This window comes from Streptomyces sp. NPDC007872, from assembly GCF_042868165.1.
GTDB lineage: Bacteria > Actinomycetota > Actinomycetes > Streptomycetales > Streptomycetaceae > Streptomyces.
Window position 1 is genome coordinate 244,691 of record NZ_JBIAEA010000006.1, and the last position, 20,021, is coordinate 264,711.

General features: G+C 72.7%; 19 protein-coding genes. 5 read left to right on the forward strand and 14 right to left on the reverse strand.

What is annotated here, in order from left to right:
* The first annotated feature begins 128 nt into the window (after window positions 1-128).
* Window positions 129-1,034 (forward strand): 5'-3' exonuclease H3TH domain-containing protein, encoded by a 906-nt coding sequence (locus ACFYNX_RS23000; protein WP_388663930.1) that lies wholly within the window; start codon window positions 129-131, stop codon window positions 1,032-1,034.
* A gap of 84 nt (window positions 1,035-1,118) precedes the next feature.
* On the forward strand, window positions 1,119-1,955 hold the full coding sequence (locus ACFYNX_RS23005) for a siderophore-interacting protein (RefSeq protein WP_365539987.1): 837 nt from the start codon (window positions 1,119-1,121) through the stop codon (window positions 1,953-1,955).
* A gap of 177 nt (window positions 1,956-2,132) precedes the next feature.
* Here ACFYNX_RS23005 and ACFYNX_RS23010 read toward each other — a convergent pair whose 3' ends face one another.
* Entirely contained in the window at window positions 2,133-2,780 is a 648-nt protein-coding gene (locus ACFYNX_RS23010) for a MerR family transcriptional regulator (protein WP_388663697.1), read from the reverse strand.
* Window positions 2,781-2,996: 216 nt separating this feature from the next.
* Between ACFYNX_RS23010 and ACFYNX_RS23015 the strand changes: the two genes are divergently transcribed.
* Window positions 2,997-3,878, forward strand: a complete 882-nt coding sequence (locus ACFYNX_RS23015; RefSeq protein WP_388663932.1) for a hypothetical protein — start codon at window positions 2,997-2,999, stop codon at window positions 3,876-3,878.
* 90 nt (window positions 3,879-3,968) lie between these two features.
* Complete coding sequence (locus ACFYNX_RS23020; RefSeq protein ID WP_388663699.1) at window positions 3,969-4,898, forward strand: ADP-ribosylglycohydrolase family protein; 930 nt, start codon at window positions 3,969-3,971, stop codon at window positions 4,896-4,898.
* A gap of 39 nt (window positions 4,899-4,937) precedes the next feature.
* On the opposite strand, the gene ACFYNX_RS23025 is transcribed toward ACFYNX_RS23020, so the two are convergent.
* From ACFYNX_RS23025 to ACFYNX_RS23080, 12 genes are all read right to left on the reverse strand, one after another.
* A complete protein-coding gene (locus ACFYNX_RS23025) occupies window positions 4,938-6,368 on the reverse strand; it encodes a cytochrome P450 (protein ID WP_388663701.1) in 1,431 nt (476 codons plus the stop codon).
* Window positions 6,369-6,554: 186 nt separating this feature from the next.
* Complete coding sequence (locus ACFYNX_RS23030) at window positions 6,555-9,383, reverse strand: DEAD/DEAH box helicase (RefSeq protein ID WP_388663703.1); 2,829 nt, start codon at window positions 9,381-9,383, stop codon at window positions 6,555-6,557.
* Between the two features lie 139 nt (window positions 9,384-9,522).
* Entirely contained in the window at window positions 9,523-10,419 is an 897-nt protein-coding gene (gene tatC, locus ACFYNX_RS23035) for a twin-arginine translocase subunit TatC (RefSeq protein ID WP_388663934.1), read from the reverse strand.
* 105 nt (window positions 10,420-10,524) lie between these two features.
* Complete coding sequence (gene tatA / locus ACFYNX_RS23040) at window positions 10,525-10,815, reverse strand: Sec-independent protein translocase subunit TatA (protein ID WP_125659061.1); 291 nt, start codon at window positions 10,813-10,815, stop codon at window positions 10,525-10,527.
* A gap of 185 nt (window positions 10,816-11,000) precedes the next feature.
* Complete coding sequence (locus ACFYNX_RS23045; protein ID WP_356546274.1) at window positions 11,001-11,198, reverse strand: hypothetical protein; 198 nt, start codon at window positions 11,196-11,198, stop codon at window positions 11,001-11,003.
* A 35-nt stretch (window positions 11,199-11,233) separates the two neighbouring features.
* Window positions 11,234-11,497: a hypothetical protein gene (locus tag ACFYNX_RS23050; protein ID WP_125659056.1), complete on the reverse strand. Its 264-nt coding sequence runs from the start codon at window positions 11,495-11,497 to the stop codon at window positions 11,234-11,236.
* A gap of 68 nt (window positions 11,498-11,565) precedes the next feature.
* A complete protein-coding gene (locus ACFYNX_RS23055; RefSeq protein ID WP_365539994.1) occupies window positions 11,566-12,519 on the reverse strand; it encodes a WYL domain-containing protein in 954 nt (317 codons plus the stop codon).
* A 15-nt stretch (window positions 12,520-12,534) separates the two neighbouring features.
* Window positions 12,535-13,491: a WYL domain-containing protein gene (locus ACFYNX_RS23060; RefSeq protein WP_365539995.1), complete on the reverse strand. Its 957-nt coding sequence runs from the start codon at window positions 13,489-13,491 to the stop codon at window positions 12,535-12,537.
* Window positions 13,492-13,621: 130 nt separating this feature from the next.
* The gene (locus ACFYNX_RS23065) at window positions 13,622-14,002 is read right to left on the reverse strand and encodes an FKBP-type peptidyl-prolyl cis-trans isomerase (RefSeq protein ID WP_365539996.1); all 381 of its coding nucleotides are present in this window, start codon (window positions 14,000-14,002) and stop codon (window positions 13,622-13,624) included.
* A 128-nt stretch (window positions 14,003-14,130) separates the two neighbouring features.
* A complete protein-coding gene (locus ACFYNX_RS23070) occupies window positions 14,131-15,111 on the reverse strand; it encodes an FKBP-type peptidyl-prolyl cis-trans isomerase (protein WP_365539997.1) in 981 nt (326 codons plus the stop codon).
* Between the two features lie 197 nt (window positions 15,112-15,308).
* Window positions 15,309-16,670 (reverse strand): Pup--protein ligase, encoded by a 1,362-nt coding sequence (gene pafA, locus ACFYNX_RS23075; protein ID WP_365539998.1) that lies wholly within the window; start codon window positions 16,668-16,670, stop codon window positions 15,309-15,311.
* A 69-nt stretch (window positions 16,671-16,739) separates the two neighbouring features.
* Window positions 16,740-18,020 (reverse strand): MFS transporter, encoded by a 1,281-nt coding sequence (locus ACFYNX_RS23080; RefSeq protein WP_365539999.1) that lies wholly within the window; start codon window positions 18,018-18,020, stop codon window positions 16,740-16,742.
* A gap of 123 nt (window positions 18,021-18,143) precedes the next feature.
* Here ACFYNX_RS23080 and ACFYNX_RS23085 point away from each other — a divergent pair, with 123 nt between their 5' ends.
* A complete protein-coding gene (locus tag ACFYNX_RS23085; RefSeq protein WP_388663708.1) occupies window positions 18,144-19,163 on the forward strand; it encodes a LacI family DNA-binding transcriptional regulator in 1,020 nt (339 codons plus the stop codon).
* A gap of 82 nt (window positions 19,164-19,245) precedes the next feature.
* Here ACFYNX_RS23085 and prcA read toward each other — a convergent pair whose 3' ends face one another.
* Window positions 19,246-19,998: a proteasome subunit alpha gene (gene prcA, locus ACFYNX_RS23090; RefSeq protein WP_365540001.1), complete on the reverse strand. Its 753-nt coding sequence runs from the start codon at window positions 19,996-19,998 to the stop codon at window positions 19,246-19,248.
* Window positions 19,999-20,021: the final 23 nt, after the last annotated feature.

Genomic DNA, 20,021 nt, shown 5'->3' on the forward strand with positions numbered 1-20,021 from the left:
CCCGGGGCCGAAGGTCGCAAACGCAAAGGTGACGGGGGTCACGGCAGAACGGTCCGGACGTCCCGTTTCCGGTGTTCCCCCGGTGCGCCGCGCCGCGCCATAGGATCGGCCGGGTGACGCGACGTTTGATGCTCCTCGACACCGCCAGCCTCTACTTCCGCGCCTACTTCGGCGTGCCGGACTCCGTCCGGGCCCCCGACGGCACGCCGGTGAACGCCGTGCGCGGGCTGCTCGACTTCATCGGCCGGCTCGTCCAGGACCACCGCCCGGACGATCTGGTGGCCTGCTGGGACGAGGACTGGCGGCCGCGGTGGCGGGTGGACCTGATCCCGTCGTACAAGGCGCACCGGGTGGCCGTGGAGACGGAGACGGGCCCGGACGAGGAGGAGGTGCCGGACACCCTGTCCCCGCAGGTGCCGGTGATCGAGGAGGTCCTGGCGGCGCTCGGCATCGCGCGGATCGGGGCGGCGGGGTACGAGGCGGACGACGTGATCGGGACGCTGACGGGGCGGGCCGCCGGGCCGGTGGACGTCGTCACGGGCGACCGGGACCTGTTCCAGTTGGTGGACGACGCCCGGGGGGTGCGGGTGCTGTACCCGCGCAAGGGCGTCGGCGACTGCGATCTGGTGGACGGCGAGCTGATCCGTACGAAGTACGGGGTGCGGCCCGACCAGTACGCGGACTTCGCGGCGCTGCGCGGCGACGCCAGCGACGGGCTGCCGGGCGTGAAGGGCATCGGCGAGAAGACGGCGGCGCAACTGATCACGGAGTACGGGGACCTGGCGGGGGTGCGGGCGGCGGCGGAGGACCCGGCGTCGAGGCTGACCCCGGCCAAGCGGCGCGGGATCGTGGAGGCGGCCGCGTACCTGGACGTGGCGCCGACGGTGGTGCGGGTCGCCGCCGACGTGCCGCTGCCGGAGTTCGACCCCGCCCTGCCCGCGGGGCCCCGCGATCCGGCGGCTCTGGACGCGCTGGTGAAGCGCTGGGGCCTCACCGGGGCCGTGGGACGTCTGCTGCCCGTCCTGGAGCGCTGAACCGGCCGGGCCGGAACCGGACCCTCCGCACGGCGAGGTGCTAGCTTAGGCATACCTAAGTACGCAGAGTCAGGGGAGCACGTCGTGGCAGAGCAGCCGGCCCGCAGGTCACCGAAGGCCACCGAAGCGCGCGTGGTGCACACGGAGCGGATCACTCCGCACATGGTGCGGCTCGTCCTCGGGGGTCCGGGGCTCGACGGCTTCGAGGTCGGCGAGTACACCGACCACTACGTGAAGCTGCTCTTCGCCCCCGAGGGCGTCACCTACCCGGAGCCGTTCGACATGGAGCGGATCCGGGAGGAGTTCCCCCGGGAGCAGTGGCCGACGACGCGGACCTACACGGTCCGGGCCTGGGACCCGGAGCGGCGCGAGCTGACCATCGACTTCGTGGTCCACGGCGACGAGGGCCTCGCGGGTCCGTGGGCGGCGCGCGCCGAGGCGGGCGACACCGTGCGCTTCCTCGGCCCCGGCGGCGGCTACGCGCCGGACGAGACGGCGGACTGGCACCTGCTCGTGGGCGACGAGAGCGCCCTTCCGGCGATCGCGGCGGCCCTGGAGCGGCTGCCCGCCGGGGCGCGGGCGCACGCCTTCGTGGAGATCGAGGACGCGTCGGAGGAGCAGAAGCCGGAGACGGCGGCGGGCGTCGACATCACGTGGCTCCACCGGGCCGGCCGGCCGGTGGGCGAGGCGCTGGTCGAGGCGGTCCGGACGCTGGACTTCCCGGCGGGTGACGTCCACGCCTTCGTCCACGGCGAGGCGGGCTTCGTGAAGGAGCTCCGCCGCCACCTGCGCCTGGACCGGGAGGTGCCGCGCGAGCGCCTGTCGATCTCGGGCTACTGGCGCCTGGGCAAGACGGACGAGGCCTGGCGCGCGATCAAGCGCGAGTGGAACGACCAGGTGGAACGCGAACAGGAGAGCTGAGCGGCCTCTCGGACGGGGGTGGCGGGGGCGAAACGCCCCGGCCACCCCCGTCCGCTTGACCGGCACCGACCGAACACACCACCAGTCCACCAGTCCGCCGGCCCATCAGTACGCCAGTACGCCAGTACGCCAGTACGCCAGTACGCCAGTACGCCAGCCTGTCAGTACGCCAGTCCGTCAGTCCGTCAGGGCATCCCGCCGCTCCCCGAAGACCCGGTCCGACGCGTCCACGTGGGCGAGCCGGCGCATGGCGGCGAAGACGGCGTCGCCGATGACCGTGCCGACGACCACGCTCTCCACGAGCTCCTCCCGCGCCACCCGCCGCGCCACGTACTCCAGGTCGACCCGCGCCACCCGCTCCGCCGCGTCCGCGTACGCGTCGAGGACCTCGACGAACCGGCCGTGGCCGACCTCCTCGAGCGCGGCGATCGCCGTCGCCAGGGCCTCCGCCGCGGGGCTCCCCTCGTACGTGCGCCATCCGCGCGCCTCGATCAGCGCGGCGGCCCTCTTCCTCGCCTCGGCGATCCCGGACCCGTCCCCGCGCCCGTACCGTGGCACCACGTGGTCCGCCGCCTCGCCGAGCACCGTGTGCAGCGGCCGGTCCGGGTCGTCGATCGCCACGATCACGTCGCGGATGCCCGCCACCGACAGGCCGCCCACGTCGAGGAGCGCCCGGATCAGGCGGAGCCGCCGCACGTGCGTCTCTCCGTACGAGGCCTGGTTCGGGCTCGTCAGCTCTCCGGGCGGGAGCAGTCCTTCCCGTACGTAGAACTTGATCGTCGGCACGGACACCCCGGTCCTGCGACTCAACTCTCCTATGCGCACTGCCTGTTCACCTTTCCCGGATCCTCTCCGGCCTTGCCGACCGACACCCCCATCATAGATAGTGGCGCTATCAGATAGCGGCGAGTGCCACTATCCATACTTTCCCGCGGGGGGATCCGTATGTCTTCGACCGATCTGCTCGACCCGCCCGGCCCACTCAGTCCGCCCGGCCCGCGCCCCCGACCGCACCGGCCCCTGGTCTGGTTCGCCGCCTCGATGGGCGCCCTCGCCCTCGTCTCCGCCGTCGGTCTGGCGGTGGACGACCGGATCCTGGTCGGCGTGCCGATCTGGGCCAAACCGTTCAAGTTCTCGGTCTCGTTCGTCGCTTACTCCCTCTCGCTCGCCTGGATGCTCTCGCTGCTTCCCCGGGGCCGCCGGACCGGCTGGTGGGCCGGGACGGTGATCGCCGTCGCGAGCGCGGTGGAGATGGCGCTCATCACCCTCCAGGTGGTACGGGGCACCCAGAGCCACTTCAACCGGGCGACCCCGTTCGACGACACCGTCTTCCAGATCATGGGCGGCACCGTCGTCGTGCTGTGGCTCGGCGCCCTGGTCATCGCCCTGCTCCTGCTGCGCGCCCGGATCCTCGACCGCGCCATGGCCTGGACGGTCCGCCTCTCCTCCCTGATCGCCCTGGCGGGCGCCGGCGTCGGCTTCCTGATGGTGCGTCCGACCCCGGAACAGCTCGCGACCGACGACCCGCCGATCGTCGGCGCGCACGGCGTCGGCGCCCCGGACGGCGGCCCGTCCATGCCGGTGACGGGCTGGGCCACCACCGGCGGCGACCTGCGCGTGGCGCACTTCTTCGGCGTGCACGCGCTCCAACTGCTCCCGCTGGTGCTGCTCGTCCTGGCCGCCTTCGCGACCCGCTCCGTCCACCACCCCCGCCTCGCCCGCCTCTCCGACGAACGGGTCCGACTGCGCCTCGCCCTCACCGCCTCGGGGGTCTACGCGGCGTTCTTCGTCCTGCTGACCTGGCAGGCGCTGCGGGGCCAGGCCCTGTCGGCACCGGACGGCGCGACCCTGGCCGGCGCGGGGGCGATCGTGCTGCTCGGCACGGCCGCCACCACCCTCTCCCTGCGCACCCCCCTCCCCTAGGGGGTGTCTCGCCGATCATGCCGGGCTCGCGGCGTCCGGCACCGCTCCCCGATCCGGCCCGATCGACAAGAAACCCCCTAGGCTGACCGGATGACGGACATCGACCGCGCCGTGGGCGCCGTCCTGGGCTCCGCCGCGGGCGACGCCCTGGGCGCCCCCTTCGAGTTCGGCCTCCCCGGCACCTTCCGGGAACGCTTCCCGGACGGTGCCGGGGAGCTGTGCGGGGGCGGCGGCTGGGACCCGGGCGAGGCGACGGACGACACGCAGATGGCCGTGCTGCTCGGGGAGTCCCTCCTCGAACGGGGCGGCCTCGACCTGCCGGACGTCTTCGACCGCTTCCGGCGCTGGGCGGCGGCCGACCCCAAGGACATCGGCCTCCAGACCGAGCAGGTGCTCCTCGGCGGCGACCCGTGGGACCTCGCCTCCGCCCTCCACTTCCAAACCACCCTGTACGCCGCCGGGAACGGTTCGCTGATGCGGGCCGCCACCTCGGCCGTGTACTTCGCGGCCCGGGGACGGGCGGAGACCATGGAGGCCGCCCGCCGCATCGCCGCCCTGACCCACGGCGACGGCGCGGCCTGGGAGGGTACGGCGATCCTCCACGAGCTGGTCCGGGTCGCCCTCCTCGGCGAGGACCCGCTCACCGCCCTGCCCGCCGCCCTCGCCGAGACGGCCCCTGCCCACCGGGAGCGGTGGGCAGGGGTGCTCGCCCCGGACTGGCACCCGGACGACGCGACCGAGTTCAACGGCGCGGTCTGGCCCTGCCTCGGCTCGGCGGTGTGGGCACTGCGCACCACCGGCTCCTTCGAGGAGGCCCTCGCCGCGGCGGTCGACCTGGGCGGCGACACCGACACGGTGGCGGCGGTGACCGGCACGCTCGCGGGCGCCGTGTACGGCTCCGCCGCCGTCCCCGCCCGCTGGCTGTCCGCGCTCCACGTCCCCCTCCCCGGCTTCGGCGGCCGTGTCCTGGACGCCGACGGCCTGCGGGACCTGGCGGAGGCCCTGGCCACGGCCGGCTGAGGACGCCGGGCCGGCCCGGGACCCGGCCCTGCCCCGCTCTCAGCCCCGGGCGCGGACCGTCGCCAGGACGTCGCGGTCCGGCTGGAGGGTGAGGCTGGGGACCGGGCGTATCCCGTCGGCGGTGACGTCCAGGTGGAAGCGGCGGGCGAGCACCGCGAGGACGAGGACCGCCTCGACGAGGGCGAAGCGGGTGCCGAGGCACACGCGGGGACCGCCGCCGAACGGGAACCAGGCGTATTCGGGTATCTCCTCGCCCGGTTCACCGCCGTCGCCGTTCGCGGGGTTCCCGGTCAGCCAGCGTTCGGGGCGGAAGGCCTCGGGGTCGCCGTACCAGCGGGGGTCGCGGTGGGTGGCCCACTGGCTGGACCAGACGCGGGTGCCGGCGGGGACGGGGGTGCCGCCGATGGTGGCGCCCTCCTTCGCGAGGCCGGTGAGGAGCCAGATGGTGGGGTAGAGCCGGAGGGTCTCCTTCACGACGGCCTGGGTGTAGGTGAGGGAGGCGTAGTCGTCGTGGCGCGGTTCGTGGTCGGCGAGGACCCGGTCGAGTTCCTCGGTGAGGGCGTCACGGACCCGGGGGTTGCGGGAGAGCAGGTGCCAGGCCCAGACGAGGGTGGAGCTGGTGGTCTCGTGGCCCCCGATGTAGAGGGTGACGGTCTCGTCGCGTATCTCCCGGTCGGAGAGGCGGGCGCCGGTCTCGTCCCGGGCGGCGAGGAGCCTGCTGAGCAGGTCGGGCCGTTCGGTGTCGCCGTCGCGGTGGCGGGAGACGACCCGGGAGACCTCGGCGTCGATGACGGCCGTGGCGCGCTTGATGCGGGCGCGTCCGGGAGTGGGGACCCAGTCGGGCAGCAGGGCGCCGATGCCGCTGAACTCGGCGCCGATCTCCTTCTGCGCGATGTCCATCGCCCGGCCGATGGACTCGGCGTCGGCGGCCGTGTCGACGCCGAAGATGGTGCGGACGGCGATGAGCTGGGTGAGGGCGGCCATCTCCTTCTTGATGTCGATCCGCTGTCCGTCGGTCCACCGGTCGGCGAGGTCGACGGCGCACTCGGCCATGGTCGCCGCGTAGGAGCGGACCTGCTTGGGGCGGACGGAGGGCTGGACGAGGGAGCGCTTGCGCCGCCAGTCGGCGCCCTTCGCGACGACGACGCCGTTGCCGAGGAGGGTGCGGAAGGCGATGCCGAGGTCGGGCTGGTCGAAGGTGCGCTCGATCTCGGTGAGGAGTTCGCCGATGTTGTCGGGATGGGCGATGAAGAGGGCGCGGCTGCGGCCGAAGCGCCAGCGGACGAAGTCCCCCCGCTCCCGGAGCTGTTCGAAGAAGGCGAGGGGGTCCTTGCCGAAGGCGGGCAGGTTGCCGAGGAGGGGCACGCCTCGCGGCCCTTCCGCGAAGACCGCCGGCTCCCGCACCGGCGGCCCCGGCTCTCCCGCCTCTCCGTCGCGCGCCCCGGCGTCCGGACCGGCATGTGTGGTCATCCGTTTTCCCTCCCCAACTGCCCTTCCCCGCATGTGAGTCCATGCAAGCGGAAGGGCCGGGCTCCGCGCCACCCCTGTGGACGACGGCCTGTGGACAACGGCGTCGGGAACACGACGAAAGCCGGGTGCCCATGGCGTGATCGCCATGGGCACCCGGCCGGAACTCCCCCGAAGGAGTGAGGGACGTCAGCCCACCGAGCTGTAGGCGACGACGCCCCGCAGCAGCGAGTCGACGGCCTTGCGGGCGTTCCTGGCGACGGTGCTGTCCTCCCTGGGCGCGGCGGCGGCGATCTGTCCGAGGACGTCGATCACCTGCTTGCACCAGCGGACGAAGTCTCCGGCGGGCATCTCGGCCTCGCGGAGCACCTGGTCGAGGCCCTTGTCGGAGGCCCACTGGTAGGCCGCCCAGGCGAATCCGAGGTCGGGCTCGCGCTGGCCCACCCCCTCCGCCTGGTTGATCTTGAACTCCTCTTCGAGGGCGTCGAGGCGCCCCCAGATCCGGACCATCTCGCCGAGGGCCGCCTTGGCGTTGCCGGTGGGCAGCTTGGGCGCGACGGCGTCGTCGGCCTGGCGGGACTCGTACACCAACGCGGAGACGCAGGCGGCGAGTTCGGGCGGGGTGAGGCCTTCCCAGACCCGCTCGCGGAGGCATTCGCTCGCCAGCAGGTCGAGTTCGCCGTAGAGGCGGGCGAGCCGCTTGCCGTTGTCCGTGACCTCGTCACCGCGCAGGTAGTCGAGCTCGGTGAGGAGCGCGACGATCCGGTCGAAGGTGCGGGCGATGGTGTTGGTGCGGCCCTCGATGCGCCGTTCCAGTTGCCGGGTGTCGCGCTGGAGGCGGTGGTAGCGCTCGGCCCAGCGGGCGTGGTCCTCGCGCTCGTCGCAGCCGTGGCAGGGGTGGGCGCGGAGGGCGGCGCGCAGCCGGGCGATCTCGCGGTCGTCGGCGGCGGCGGAGCGGTTCTTGCGGTGCCGCTCGGGGTTGATGTGACCGGCCTTGCTGCGCAGCGCGGAGGCGAGGTCGCGGCGGGACTGCGGGGAGCGCGGGTTGAAGGACTTGGGGATCCTCATGCGCTCCAGCGCCTCGACCGGGACGGGGAAGTCGATGGAGGCGAGCCTCTTGACCTGCCGCTCGGCGGTGAGGACGAGCGGGCGGGGCCCGTCGTGGTGCTCGAAGCCGCGGTGTCCGTTGGTGCGGCCCGCCGGGATGCCGGGGTCGAGGACCAGGGCGAGGCCGGCGAACTTCCCGGTGGGGACGTGGATGACGTCGCCGGGCTTCAGCTTCTCCAGGGAGCCGGCCGCCTGGGCGCGGCGCTGGGCGGCGCCCTGCTTGGCCAGCTCCGTCTCGCGGTCCTTGAGGTCGCGGCGGAGCAGCGCGTACTCCTCGAAGTCCCCGAGGTGGCAGGTCATGCCCTCGCGGTAGCCCTCCAGGCCCTCTTCGTTCTTCTGGACCTGGCGGGAGATCCCGACGACGGAGCGGTCGGCCTGGAACTGCGCGAACGAGGTTTCGAGGAGTTCGCGGGACCGGTGCCGGCCGAACTGGTCGACGAGGTTGACCGCCATGTTGTACGAGGGCTTGAAGCTGGAGCGCAGCGGGTACGTGCGCGTGCCGGCGAGGCCGGCGAGGTGGCCGGGGTCGAGGCCGCGCTGCCAGAGGACGACGGCGTGCCCCTCGACGTCGATGCCGCGGCGTCCGGCGCGGCCGGTGAGCTGCGTGTACTCGCCGGGGGTGATGTCGGCGTGCTGCTCGCCGTTCCACTTGACCAGCTTTTCGAGGACGACGGACCGCGCGGGCATGTTGATGCCGAGGGCGAGGGTCTCGGTGGCGAAGACGGCCTTGACGAGGCCGCGGACGAACAGCTCCTCGACGACCTCCTTGAAGGTGGGGAGCATGCCCGCGTGGTGGGCGGCGATGCCCCGCTCCAGGGCTTCGAGCCACTCGTAGTAGCCGAGGACGTGGAGGTCCTCGCCGGGGATGGAGGCGGTGCGCTCCTCGACGATCTCGCGGACCCGCTGCCGGGCCTCGTCGTCGTTGAGGCGGAGCCCCGCGTAGAGGCACTGCTGGACGGCGGCCTCGCAGCCGGCGCGGCTGAAGATGAAGGTGATGGCGGGCAGGAGCCCCTCGGCATCGAGGCGGTCGATGACCTCGGGCCGGCCGGGGGTCCAGATGCGGGAGCGCTGGCGGCGCTCGCGCTCGCGGTCGGCCTCGCGGACCATCTTGCCGCGCCGCCGGTCGCGCGGGTTGTACGTGCGCGTGTTCTCGGTGCGGGCGAGGCGGAGGAGGTCGGGGTTGACCTCGCGCCGGGAGGCGCCGCGGCCGCCGTGGTCGGTCTCCTCCTCGAAGAGGTCGTACATCCGGCGTCCGGCGAGGACGTGCTGCCAGAGCGGCACGGGACGGCTCTCGGAGACGATGACCTCGGTGTCGCCGCGGACGGTGTCGAGCCAGTCGCCGAACTCCTCGGCGTTGGAGACGGTCGCGGAGAGTGAGACGAGGGTGACCGATTCGGGGAGGTGGATGATCACTTCCTCCCAGACGGCGCCGCGGAAGCGGTCCGAGAGGTAGTGCACCTCGTCCATGACGACGTACCCGAGGCCGGAGAGGGCCTGGGAGCCTGCGTACAGCATGTTGCGGAGGACTTCGGTGGTCATGACGACGATCGGCGCGTCGCCGTTGACGCTGTTGTCCCCGGTGAGCAGGCCGACCTTGTCGGCTCCGTACCGCTTGACGAGGTCGGCGTACTTCTGGTTCGACAGCGCCTTGATGGGGGTCGTGTAGAAGCACTTGCGGCCCTGGGTGAGGGCCAGGTGAACGGCGAACTCCCCGACGATGGTCTTGCCGGAGCCCGTGGGCGCGGCGACGAGTACCCCCTTGCCGGCTTCGAGAGCCCTGCACGCCTCGATCTGGAAGGGGTCCAGGTCGAAGTCGTACATCTCGCGGAAGGGGGCCAGCGCGGTGGCCTGCTCGGCGTTGCGGGCGAGGGCGGCCGCGTACGCCTCGGCTGGTGTGAGGTCCTCTGTCATCTTGTTGTCGAGACTACCCGCCACCTCTGACAGTGACGCGATCTTTATCGCGCGATGTGGACCGGCGGGAGCGGATCGTCAGGATGGCCCCCCCGGACGGGGTCCGGGGGGTCCGGGGGTCCGGGGGAACGCCGCGGGATCAGGTGATGTCGTCGTACCCGTTGAGGCGCCGTGCGCCGCCCTGCTCTCCGGTCGCCTGCTCGGGCAGGGCGCGGGGCGCGCTCACGGCCTCGACGGCGCCGACCGGCTCGGGGGCGAGGTCGAGGGCGGAGGCCTCGTCGTCGTCGAGCTCGGCGTCGGGGTTGCCGCGCCTGCGCCGCCGGTCGTTGAGGAGGGAGAAGCCGACGGCCCCGAAGTACAGGACGGTGATGGGTCCGGCGAGGGCGATCATGCCGACGGGGTCGGTGGTGGGGGTGATGACGGCGCCGAAGACGAAGACGCCCATGATCACGCCGCGCCACCAGCCGGCCATGCGACGGCCGGAGAGGACGCCGGTGAGGTTGAGCATCACCAGGACGAGCGGGAGCTCGAAGGCGAGGCCGAAGACGAGCACCATGCGCAGGGTGAAGTCGAGGACGTCACCGAGCGAGAGGATGTTCGCGGAGCCCTCGGGCGTGAGGCTGATGAGGACCTTCACGCTGATGGGGAGGATGAGGTACGCGAGGTAGGCGCCGGCGGCGAAGAGCGGCACGGCCGCGCCGACGAAGGCGTACGTGTACTTCTTCTCGTTCCTGTGCAGTCCGGGCGCGACGAAGGCCCAGAGCTGGTAGAGCCAGACGGGGCTGGCGACGACGAGGCCCGTCGTCAGCGAGAGCTGGATCGTCGTGCTGAAGGGGGCCATCAGCGTGTTGAAGGAGACGATCGCGCAGTTTCCGCCGTTGCTGGTGACGTTCGGCGCGCAGGTGGGCACCGACTTCGTCAGGAACTGCATCAGCTCCTCGCTGTACACGAGGGCGACGATCGTCACCGCTGCGACGGCGAGGAGGCCCTTCGCCAGTCGGTTGCGGAGTTCGCGGAGGTGCTCCACGAGGGGCATCCGCCCCTCGGGATCCTTCTCCTGCTTGCGGGCAGACTTGAGCAACCCACGTCCTCATCTCGTGCGGCAGGCCGCCGCCCGGTGCGGCGGCCGCGGCGGACCGGGTCAGCGCTTGGTGGTGTCCGTGGGCTCGGTCACGGGACGCGCGCTGGTCACGTCGCCGGGAGCGGCCTGGATGGTGCGCGGGACGGACTGGTCCGGCGTTGCGGTTCCGGGGTGCGGCGGGTCGGCGGGCGCGCTCTGCTGGTCCTCGGACTTCATCGCCTTGGCCTCGCTCTTGAGGATGCGGGCCGACTTGCCGAGCGAGCGGGCCATGTCCGGGAGCTTCTTGGCGCCGAACAGCAGGATGATGACGACGAGGATGAGGATGATCTCGGTGGGGCCGAGCCTACCCATAGCTGTTTACCTTCTTCACCGAGGGGACATGGAGTGCGTGCCCGGCGGGTCGGACAGGTGTCCGGCCACCGCGCTGTCTGCGATCGTAACCCGCAGGAGTAAACGGGGGGCAATGCCCGTGCGTACTCCCGATTGCGTCCCGCGTGCCCCGGCCGGGGCCGCCTCCCGCAGCGTACGGCACGGGTTCAGCGGAGCGTCTCGCCGGTCCGGGCGAGGTCGGTGGCGGCGTCCTCGAGCTCTTCGGCGGCCCGGGCGATCCGTTCGCTGGTGCGGGCCACCTGACGGCCGAGGCGCTGGACCTCCAGGAAGACCTTGACGGCGAGGACGCCGAGGACGGCGAGGCCGAGGAAGCCGAGGGCGATGGCGAGCATGGGCCAGAACATGGGGCGAGCCTAGACGGTGGGCGGCGGCGGGCGGGTCAGACGGTGGTGTGGAGGCGCAGCGTCCGGACGCCGCCGCCGGTGAGGAGTTCGACGATGCGCTCGCCGGCGGGCTTGCGGACGGAGCTTCCGCACTCGGGGCAGGTGAAGGAGTAGAAGGTGGTGCGACGGCTGGCCCCGATGGCGAGGCGCAGGGCGTTCGCCGAGAGTTCGAAGCGGGAACGGCAGTCGGGGCAGGCGGCCTTGAAGAGGACCGGGGCCACTGTCGCCGCAAAACCGTGCATCACGGACATCTCCCTCATCTCTTTCTTCCCGGACCGCTCACCGCGCCCGTCCCGGGTCGCCCGGCCCGGACCGTCCCCGCCGTGCCTCACGCGTTCTCGTACGCGGCGAGGGCGGCGGTCGCCGCCGTCCTGGCACTGTCGGCGAGCTCGGCCGGTGCGACGATGCGCCCGTCGCTGCCGAGACGGAGCGCGAGCCGGCGCAGGGAGGCGGGGTCCGGCGTGCGCAGGGTGATCCGCAGACCGCCGTCGGGCAGCTCGTCGGCCCGGTCGTGCGGATAGTACTCGGCGACCCAGCGGCCCCCGGGGCCGACCTCGACCACGACCTCGGGGTCGTCGGCGGAGGGCTGGACCAGGTTCTCGGAGAGGTCCCGCAGCTCCAGCTCCGGCGGCGCGGCGGGCTCGTCCAGGAGGCGGATCTCCGCGACCCGGTCGAGCCGGAAGGTGCGGCGTGCCTCGGAGAGGCGGCACCACGCCTCCATGTAGGTGTGGCCGACGGCGAAGAGCCGGATCGGGTCGACCTCGCGCTCGGTGAGCTCGTCGCGGGCGGGCGAGTAGTAGCGCACCCACAGGCGGCGGCGCTCCGAGATCGCCCGGTCGACCTCGGCGAAGACCCCGCCCTCGGCCTCGAAGGTCACCGAGAGCCGGGCGCTGGCCCCGGCGGCCTCGCCGGCCGCGGCCTCCAGCTTGGCGGTGGCGCGCAGCAGGGCCTCCCGGTCGCCCTCGCGGAGCCCCGGCAGGGTGGCGACGGCGCGGGCGGCGACGAGCAGGGCGGTCGCCTCGTCGGCGGCGAGCCGCAGCGGGGCGGCGACGTCGTCGGGGTTGTGCCACCAGATCCGGTCGCCGTCGGTGTCGATGTCGAGGAGGTCGCCGCCCCGGAAGCTGGTGCCGCACATGGGCAGCACGTCCAGGTCGGAGATCAGCTCGTCCTCGGTGATGCCGAAGGCGCGCGCCACGTCGGCGACGTGGGCGCCGGGGCGCTCGCGCAGGTAGGTGACGAGGGAGAGCATCCGCCTCGTCTGGTCGATCGCGTTGGCAGCCATGCGTCCGTCTCCCCCTCAGTTCTTGGCCACGGCGCGCAGCCGGTCCACCACGTCGGTCCGCAGGTCGGCCGGTTCCAGTACGACGACGTCGGGGCCGAACTCGACGAGCCAGGCGTCGAGGCCGTGCCCGTACGGGATCTCCAGCTCGTCCCAGCCGTCGGCGCCCTCCCGCACGGACTGGGCGCGGGCCCGCAGCGGATAGCCGGCACCGGCGCGGAGGCGGATCCGGGCGGAGCGGGTGGCGGTCTCGCCGGCCCAGCTCTCGACGGTCTCCCGGACGGTGACGACGTCGGGCACGGGCGCGGTGAAGGCGCCGGCCCGGGAGCGGACCTTGCCGGTGATCCGGGAAAGACGGAAGACGCGCTCGGCGCCGCGGTCGCGGTCCCAGCCGGCGAGGTACCAGTGGCCGCGCCAGCACTCGAGGGTCCAGGGCTCGACGTGGCGGGTCCCGGGCCGGGCGGCGTTGGCCTTGCGGTAGTCGAAGACGACGGGCCGCCGGTCGCGGCAGGCCAGCATGAGGGGCTCGAAGGCGGCCTCGCGGACCGGGATGCGCGGTTCGAGGGCGCTGGGCTGGACGTCGTACGAGTCCTCCGCCTCGGGCATGCCGGCCGCGCGGAGCTTCTGGAGGGCGCCGCTGGCGGCCCCGGCGAGGCGGGCCTGCTGCCAGACCTTGGCGGCGAGGCCGAGTGCGGCGGCCTCCTCGGCGTCGAGGGTGATGGGCGGCAGCCGGTTGGAGTCGCGGCGGGCCAGGTAGCCGGTCTCGCCGTCCAGGTTCTCGACGGTCTCGATGACGAGGCCGAGCTCGCGGAGGTCGTCCTTGTCGCGCTCGAACATGCGGTTGAAGGCGTCCTCGCCGCTCGCTTCGAGATACGCCTCGATGGAGCCGCGCAGTTCGCGCTTGCTGAGCGGGCGGCGCGTCCCGAGCAGGCACAGCGCGAGATTCATCAGCCGCTCGGACTTGGCAATCGCCATCGACGCCCCGCACCTCTTCCGCCTGTTCCGCTTCCCGGACGTCCGACCGTACCGCCCAGGGGGCCCGGGAACCAAAGCCGAGGGCCCCCGCCGTGGACGGCGGGGGCCCTCGATGCCTCGTGGGGCCGGGTCAGCGCTTGCCGACGGCCACGAGGTCGCAGACGAAGATCAGCGACTCGCCCGGGGCGATGGCGCTGCCGGCGCCGCGGTCGCCGTAGGCGAGGTGCGCGGGGATGACGAGCTGGCGGCGGCCGCCGACCTTCATGCCCTGGACGCCCTGGTCCCAGCCCGCGATGACCTGGCCGATGCCGAGCTGGAAACCGAGCGGGGTGCCGCGGTTCCAGGAGGCGTCGAACTCCTCGCCGGTGGAGAAGGCCACGCCCACGTAGTGGACCTGCACGGCGTCGCCGGCCTCGGCGATCTCGCCGTCGCCCTCCCAGATGTCCTTGATCTCCAGGTCCTTCGGCGGCTCGCCGCCCGGGAAGTCGACCTCGGGCTTCTCGATACTCACTGCTGTGTGCTCCTTCTTGTGGTGCGTCGATCCGGAACAGTCTCACAGATCGATGATCGGATCGCTGATCGGATCGACGGTCGGACCGGTGATCGGATCGACGGTCCGGCCGGTGGTCGGGCAGCCGATCAGGCGACGCCCAGGATGTCGACGGAGAAGACCAGCGTGTTCTTCGCCAGCTCGCTGCTCGGGTTGGCCCCGTAGCCCAGCGCCGGGGGGATCACCAGGAGCACGCGGTCACCGACGTTCTTGCCGACCAGGGCCTTGTCCCAGCCCTGGATGACCGATCCGGTGCCGATCTGGAAGGCGGTGGCGCCCCCGTGGTCCCAGGAGGAGTCGAACTTCTTGCCGTCCTCCCACTTCACACCGGTGTACTGGGCGACGAGCCCCTGTCCGGCCTCGACCTTCGGCCCGGTGCCCTTGATGAGCACCTGCTGCTTCAGTTCGGTGGGGGCCTTCTGCCCCTTCGGGATCGTGATCGTCGCGGCGGCCTGCGAGGGGGCCTTCACCTCGGGCATGCCGGCCTCGGGCGCCGCCTGGGTGCCCTTGGCCTCGGCCTTGGAGTCCACCGTGGCGGCTCCGGCCACGTCCACGACCCAGACCAGGGTGTCGGTGGCCTTCAGGCCCGACTGCGGGTTCAGGTTCTCACCGACCAGCTCGCCCGCCGTGCCCTGGACGAGGATGCGGGAGCCGGCCTTCTTGCCCTCCACCGCGTTGAGGACCTTCTCCGGCAGTTGCTGGCTCGGCTGGCCGAGTCGCTCGACGGACTGCGGGTGCGCTCCCTTGGCGGCGGGCGTCTGCTGGCCCCACGTGCCGCCGAGCGGCTTGCCGTCCTGCCACTTCTCGACCGTCCAGTCCAGCCTGACGAAGTCGCCCTTCTTGACCGTCGCCCCGCTGCCCTCCGTCACGGTCTCGATCACCGTCTTGTCGGCGGCCTTGGCGTCCTTGGGGACGACGACGTCGGGCTGGGCGCCGAACTTCCCCTTGACCTCGGCCACCGTGCCGTCCGAGGCGCCGTCCTTCTCCGAGTCCGAACCGCACGCGGCGGTCAGCAGCAGGACGGGCACGGCAAAGAGAGCGGCGATGCGTCGCTTCGTGTTGTAGTTCATCAGTCCAACTGGGAGTCGGGGCCATGGGAACGTCCACACTCTACGGTGCGGCCCCTGCCCCGCAGGGGTTCCGCCGTACTCGACGGACGGAACCGGGGCCGCGCCTCCGGCGGGGCGCGGCCTTCGGAACGGGAGGTCGGGCCCGGTGCGCCGGACCCGACCTCGCGTACCGTGTTTTCACCCTTGCGGTGGTCCCGTCACATGCCGGCGATCAGCTTCTCCACCCGGTCGTCGACGGAGCGGAACGGGTCCTTGCACAACACCGTGCGCTGCGCCTGGTCGTTGAGCTTGAGGTGGACCCAGTCGACGGTGAAGTCCCGCCGCTGCTCCTGGGCGCGGCGGATGAAGTCGCCGCGGAGGCGGGCCCGAGTGGTCTGCGGAGGCACGGACTTGCCCTCGAAGATCTTCAGGTCGTTGCAGATCCGGGCCGCCTGCCCGTTCTTCTGGAGCAGGTAGTAGAGCCCGCGGCGACGGTGGATGTCGTGGTAGGCGAGGTCTATCTGCGCGACCCTCGGGTTCGACATGGTCATGTTGTGCTTGGCCCGGTACCGCTCGATGAGCTTGTACTTCATGACCCAGTCGATCTCGGTCTCGATGCGGTCGAGCTGCTCGGCCTCGATCGCGTCGAGCGTACGGCCCCAGAGCTCCAGGACCTGGGCGACGGTGCCGCTGCGGATGCCGCGGCGGTCGACGAAGTCCACGGCCTTCTCGTAGTACTCGCGCTGGACCTCCAGGGCGGAGGCCTCGCGGCCGCTGGCGAGCCGGACCTTGCGCTGGCCGGTGATGTCGTGGCTGACCTCGCGGATCGCCCGGATGGGGTTCTCCAGGGTCAGGTCGCGCATCACGGTGCCGGCCTCGATCATGCGGAGCACGAGGTCGGTGGCGCCGACCTTGAGCAGCATGGTCGTCTCGGACATGTTCGAGTCACCGACGATGACGTGGAGCCTGCGGTAGCGCTCGGCGTCGGCGTGCGGCTCGTCCCGGGTGTTGATGATGGGGCGCGAGCGGGTGGTGGCGGAGCTGACGCCCTCCCAGATGTGCTCGGCGCGCTGGGAGACGCAGTAGACCGCGCCGCGCGGGGTCTGGAGGACCTTCCCCGCACCGCAGATGAGCTGCCGGGTGACGAGGAAGGGAATGAGGATGTCCGCGAGCCGGGAGAACTCGCCGTGGCGGGCGACGAGATAGTTCTCGTGGCAGCCGTAGGAGTTTCCGGCCGAGTCGGTGTTGTTCTTGAAGAGGTAGACGTCGCCCGCGATTCCCTCCTCGTGCAGGCGGCGTTCGGCGTCGACGAGCAGGCCTTCGAGAATGCGCTCGCCGGCCTTGTCGTGGGTGACCAGTTCGGTCACGTCGTCGCATTCCGGTGTGGCGTATTCCGGATGCGAACCCACGTCGAGGTACAGGCGGGCGCCGTTCCGCAGGAAGACATTGCTGCTGCGGCCCCATGACACGACACGGCGGAAGAGGTAGCGCGCCACTTCGTCAGGAGACAGTCGGCGCTGTCCCCTGAACGTGCACGTGACGCCGTACTCGTTCTCCAGCCCGAAAATGCGGCGGTCCATGTCTGAACATTACGCCCGAGGGCCTGTGCTGAAACCGGGTTGGACACTCACGTTCGGATCATTTTCCGATCAGGGCGCGTTCTTTTCGCCGTGCGCGGCGGCGGGAGCGTCCGCACCGGCGGCGTGTCGCGCCCCGGCGGCGGGGACGGCGGAAGGCGTCGGGGCGTCCAGGACGCGGGTGGTGGCGAGGAGGACGGCGAAGGCGACGAGACCGCCCGCCCCGGCCACCGCGAAGCCGGACGCGGTTCCGGCGAGTTCGACGGCGGGTCCCGCGACGGCGGAGCCGAGGGCCGAGCCGACGCCGAAGGTGGTGACCAGCCAGGAGAAGGCCTCGGTGACGGTGCCGCGCGGCGCGTGCCGGTCGACGACGAGGAAGGCGCAGGCGAGGGCGGGGGCCAGGAAGACGCCCGAGAGGACCGAGAGGCCCGTCATGGCGACGGGGCCCGGGACGAGGACCAGCGGCAGGTAGCAGACCGCGAGGAGCAGCACGAGGACGCGCAGGCGCCGCTCGGGCGCCCCGGCCCACTGCCGGGCGCCGTAGGCGACGCCGCCGAGGAGCGCGCCGAGGCCGAGGGCGGCCATCAGCCAGCCGTAGACGGCGGGGGCGCCGCGGTCGTCGGCGTAGGCGACGGCGGCGACGGTGATGGAGCCGAGGGCGAGGCCGACGAAGAAGAAGGAGCCGAGGAGGGCGAGGAGGCCGGGCGAGCGCAGGGCGCCCAGCCAGTGGGCCTCGCGGGGCCCGGAGCGCCAGGCGCGGGAGGGCTCGGAGAGGACGACGGCGAGGGCCCCGAGGACGCCGAGGGCGTTGATGACGAGGAGGGCGGCGGCGGGCGACCACAGGGAGACCAGGAGGGTGAGCAGCAGGGGCCCGACGGTGAACATGACCTCCTGGGCGACCGCGTCGAGGGCGTACGCGCGGTGGACCCGGTCCTCGCGGCCGAGGACGCTCGGCCACAGGGCCCGCAGCCCGCCCTCCAGGGGCGGGGTGAAGAGCCCCGCGAGGACGACGGCCGCGTAGGCGAGGCCGAGGTGTCCGATGCCGGTGAGGGCGAGCAGGGCCATGCCGAGGGCGGAGAGGACGGCGGCGGGCAGTTGCACCCGGGGCTGGCCCTTGAGGTCGACGGCCCGGCCGAGGAGGGGCTGGCCGAGGGCGGTGGCGACGCCGTAGGCGGCGATGAGGCCGCCGGCGAGGGTGTAGCTGCCGCCCTGGTCGCGGACGAAGAGGGTGAGGGCGACGGGGCCGGTGCCGTTGGGCAGGCGCCCCACGAGGGTTCCGGCGAGGAGCCGGGCCGCGTGCGGCGCCCGGAGTATGTCGAGATAGCCCCCGCGTGCCGGTGCCTCGGTGGCCATGTCGGTCTCCCCTCGCCCCGGACCCGCCGAGGTTTTACGTATAACGTCCGACGTCATACGTACCATGTCGACTGCGCGCGGGTCCACCCCGCGCCCCTGGGACCGTCCGACGCGGAGGCTTGTGTGCAGACCCCGGAGCCGCTCGGCGGCACCCGCCCGACCAGCCGGGACGTCGCCCGGGTCGCGGGCGTCTCGCAGGCCACCGTCTCCCTGGTGCTCGGCGACAAGTGGCGCGGCCGGGTCTCCGAGCGCACCGCGGGCGCCGTGCGGGAGGCCGCCCGGGAGCTCGGCTACCGGCCCAACCTGGCCGCCCGCAACCTCCGGCTCGGCCGCACCAGGACGGCCCTGCTCGTCGTCCCGGCCCTCACCAACGAGTTCTTCGCCCACGTCTACACGGGCGCCGCCGCGGCGGCGGCCCGGCACGGCTTCGGCGTCGTCCTCTACCCCTCCCCCGACGGCGTGGGCCCGGCCCGGGACCCCTTCGCCTCCGCGCAGGCCGCCCTCGACGGCGTGATCGCCTCCTCCATGGCGACCGACGCCCTGGAGGCCTTCCGGGGCACCGACCTCCCGCTCGTCATGCTCGACAGCGACCCGGCCGGCACCGGCGCCGCCGCCCACGTGAACCTCGACGTCGCGGACGGCATGCGCCGGGTGACCGAGCACCTGCTCGGCCTCGGCCACCGCCGCTTCCTGCACCTGGCGTCCGCGGCCCCGTCCTGGACCTTCGACGCCCGGGCCGAGGCGCTCGCCCGGGCGCTGCGCGGGACGGACGTGCGCACCGTGCGGTCGGCGCTGAACGTCGCGGACGCGCGGGAGACGGCGGCCCGGGCCCTCGCCGCCCCGGGGCCCCGCCCCACGGCGGTGGTCTGCGACGACGACATCCTGGCGGCCGGCGTCTACAAGGCCGCGCGCCGGCTCGGTCTGCGCGTCCCCGAGGACCTGTCGGTCACCGGCTTCGACGACATGGCCCTGGCCACGGTGGTCGAGCCGGAGCTCACCACCGTCCGACTCCCCGCCGAGGAGTTCGGCCGGCGGGGCATGGAGGCGCTCCTCGCCGTCCTCGCGGGCGAACCGCACCGCCCGGACACCCTTCCCGTCGCCCTGGTCCCCCGGGGCTCCTCGGGGCCCGCCCCGGGCTCCTGAGGCCCCTCCGGACTCCTCGGAGGAAGACGCGCCGAGGGGCCCCGGTCGCTCGCGCGCACCGGAGCCCCTCGGGCGGTGCCGTCTACTCCTCGGGAGCCTCGTCGGAGGGCTCGTCCGTCTTCGTCACCGCCGCGTTGTCCGCCTCCAGGAGGCGGGAGAGCTGCCGGCCGACGATCCGCTTGAACTTGCGCTGCTGCGGGCGCGTGCGGTCCAGGACCGCCACCTCTAGGCGCTCGGCGGGGATGTCCCGCTCGCTGCCGTTGGTGTCCCGCGAGAGCGCCTGCACGGCCAGCTTCAGGGCCTCGGCCAGGGACATGCCGTCCCGGTGCCGCTGGTCCAGGAAGGAGCTGATCTGCTCGGCGTTGCCGCCGACCGCGACCGAGCCGTGCTCGTCGACGATCGAGCCGTCGTGCGGCAGGCGGTAGATCTGGTCGCCCTCCGGCTCGGTGCCGACCTCGGCGACGACCAGCTCCACCTCGTACGGCTTCTCCCCCGCGCTGGAGAAGATGGTGCCGAGCGTCTGCGCGTAGACGTTGGCCAGGCCGCGCGCGGTGACGTCGTCCCGGTCGTAGGTGTAGCCCCGCAGGTCGGCGTAGCGCACGCCGCCGATGCGCAGGTTCTCGTACTCGTTGTACTTGCCGGCGGCCGCGAAGGCGATCCGGTCGTAGATCTCGCTGAACTTGTGGAGGGCCCGGGACGGGTTCTCACCGACGAAGACGATGCCGTCGGTGTACTGGAGGACGACGAGGCTGCGGCCGCGGGCGATGCCCTTGCGGGCGTACTCGGCCCGGTCGGCCATGGCCTGCTGGGGTGAGACGTAGAACGGAGTGGACACCGGCGGTCCGTCCCTTTCTTCTG

Bases quoted from the DNA above. Each gene is read 5' to 3' on its own strand.
- ACFYNX_RS23000 (WP_388663930.1), top strand. From the start codon at position 129: ATGCTCCTCGACACCGCCAGCCTCTACTTCCGCGCCTACTTCGGCGTG.
- ACFYNX_RS23015 (WP_388663932.1), top strand. From the start codon at position 2,997: ATGGGCGCCCTCGCCCTCGTCTCCGCCGTCGGTCTGGCGGTGGACGAC.
- ACFYNX_RS23020 (WP_388663699.1), top strand. From the start codon at position 3,969: ATGACGGACATCGACCGCGCCGTGGGCGCCGTCCTGGGCTCCGCCGCG.
- ACFYNX_RS23025 (WP_388663701.1), bottom strand. From the start codon at position 6,368: ATGACCACACATGCCGGTCCGGACGCCGGGGCGCGCGACGGAGAGGCG.
- ACFYNX_RS23030 (WP_388663703.1), bottom strand. From the start codon at position 9,383: ATGACAGAGGACCTCACACCAGCCGAGGCGTACGCGGCCGCCCTCGCC.
- tatC (WP_388663934.1), bottom strand. From the start codon at position 10,419: ATGCCCCTCGTGGAGCACCTCCGCGAACTCCGCAACCGACTGGCGAAG.
- tatA (WP_125659061.1), bottom strand. From the start codon at position 10,815: ATGGGTAGGCTCGGCCCCACCGAGATCATCCTCATCCTCGTCGTCATC.
- ACFYNX_RS23045 (WP_356546274.1), bottom strand. From the start codon at position 11,198: ATGTTCTGGCCCATGCTCGCCATCGCCCTCGGCTTCCTCGGCCTCGCC.
- ACFYNX_RS23050 (WP_125659056.1), bottom strand. From the start codon at position 11,497: ATGAGGGAGATGTCCGTGATGCACGGTTTTGCGGCGACAGTGGCCCCG.
- ACFYNX_RS23055 (WP_365539994.1), bottom strand. From the start codon at position 12,519: ATGGCTGCCAACGCGATCGACCAGACGAGGCGGATGCTCTCCCTCGTC.
- ACFYNX_RS23060 (WP_365539995.1), bottom strand. From the start codon at position 13,491: ATGGCGATTGCCAAGTCCGAGCGGCTGATGAATCTCGCGCTGTGCCTG.
- ACFYNX_RS23070 (WP_365539997.1), bottom strand. From the start codon at position 15,111: ATGAACTACAACACGAAGCGACGCATCGCCGCTCTCTTTGCCGTGCCC.
- pafA (WP_365539998.1), bottom strand. From the start codon at position 16,670: ATGGACCGCCGCATTTTCGGGCTGGAGAACGAGTACGGCGTCACGTGC.
- ACFYNX_RS23080 (WP_365539999.1), bottom strand. From the start codon at position 18,020: ATGGCCACCGAGGCACCGGCACGCGGGGGCTATCTCGACATACTCCGG.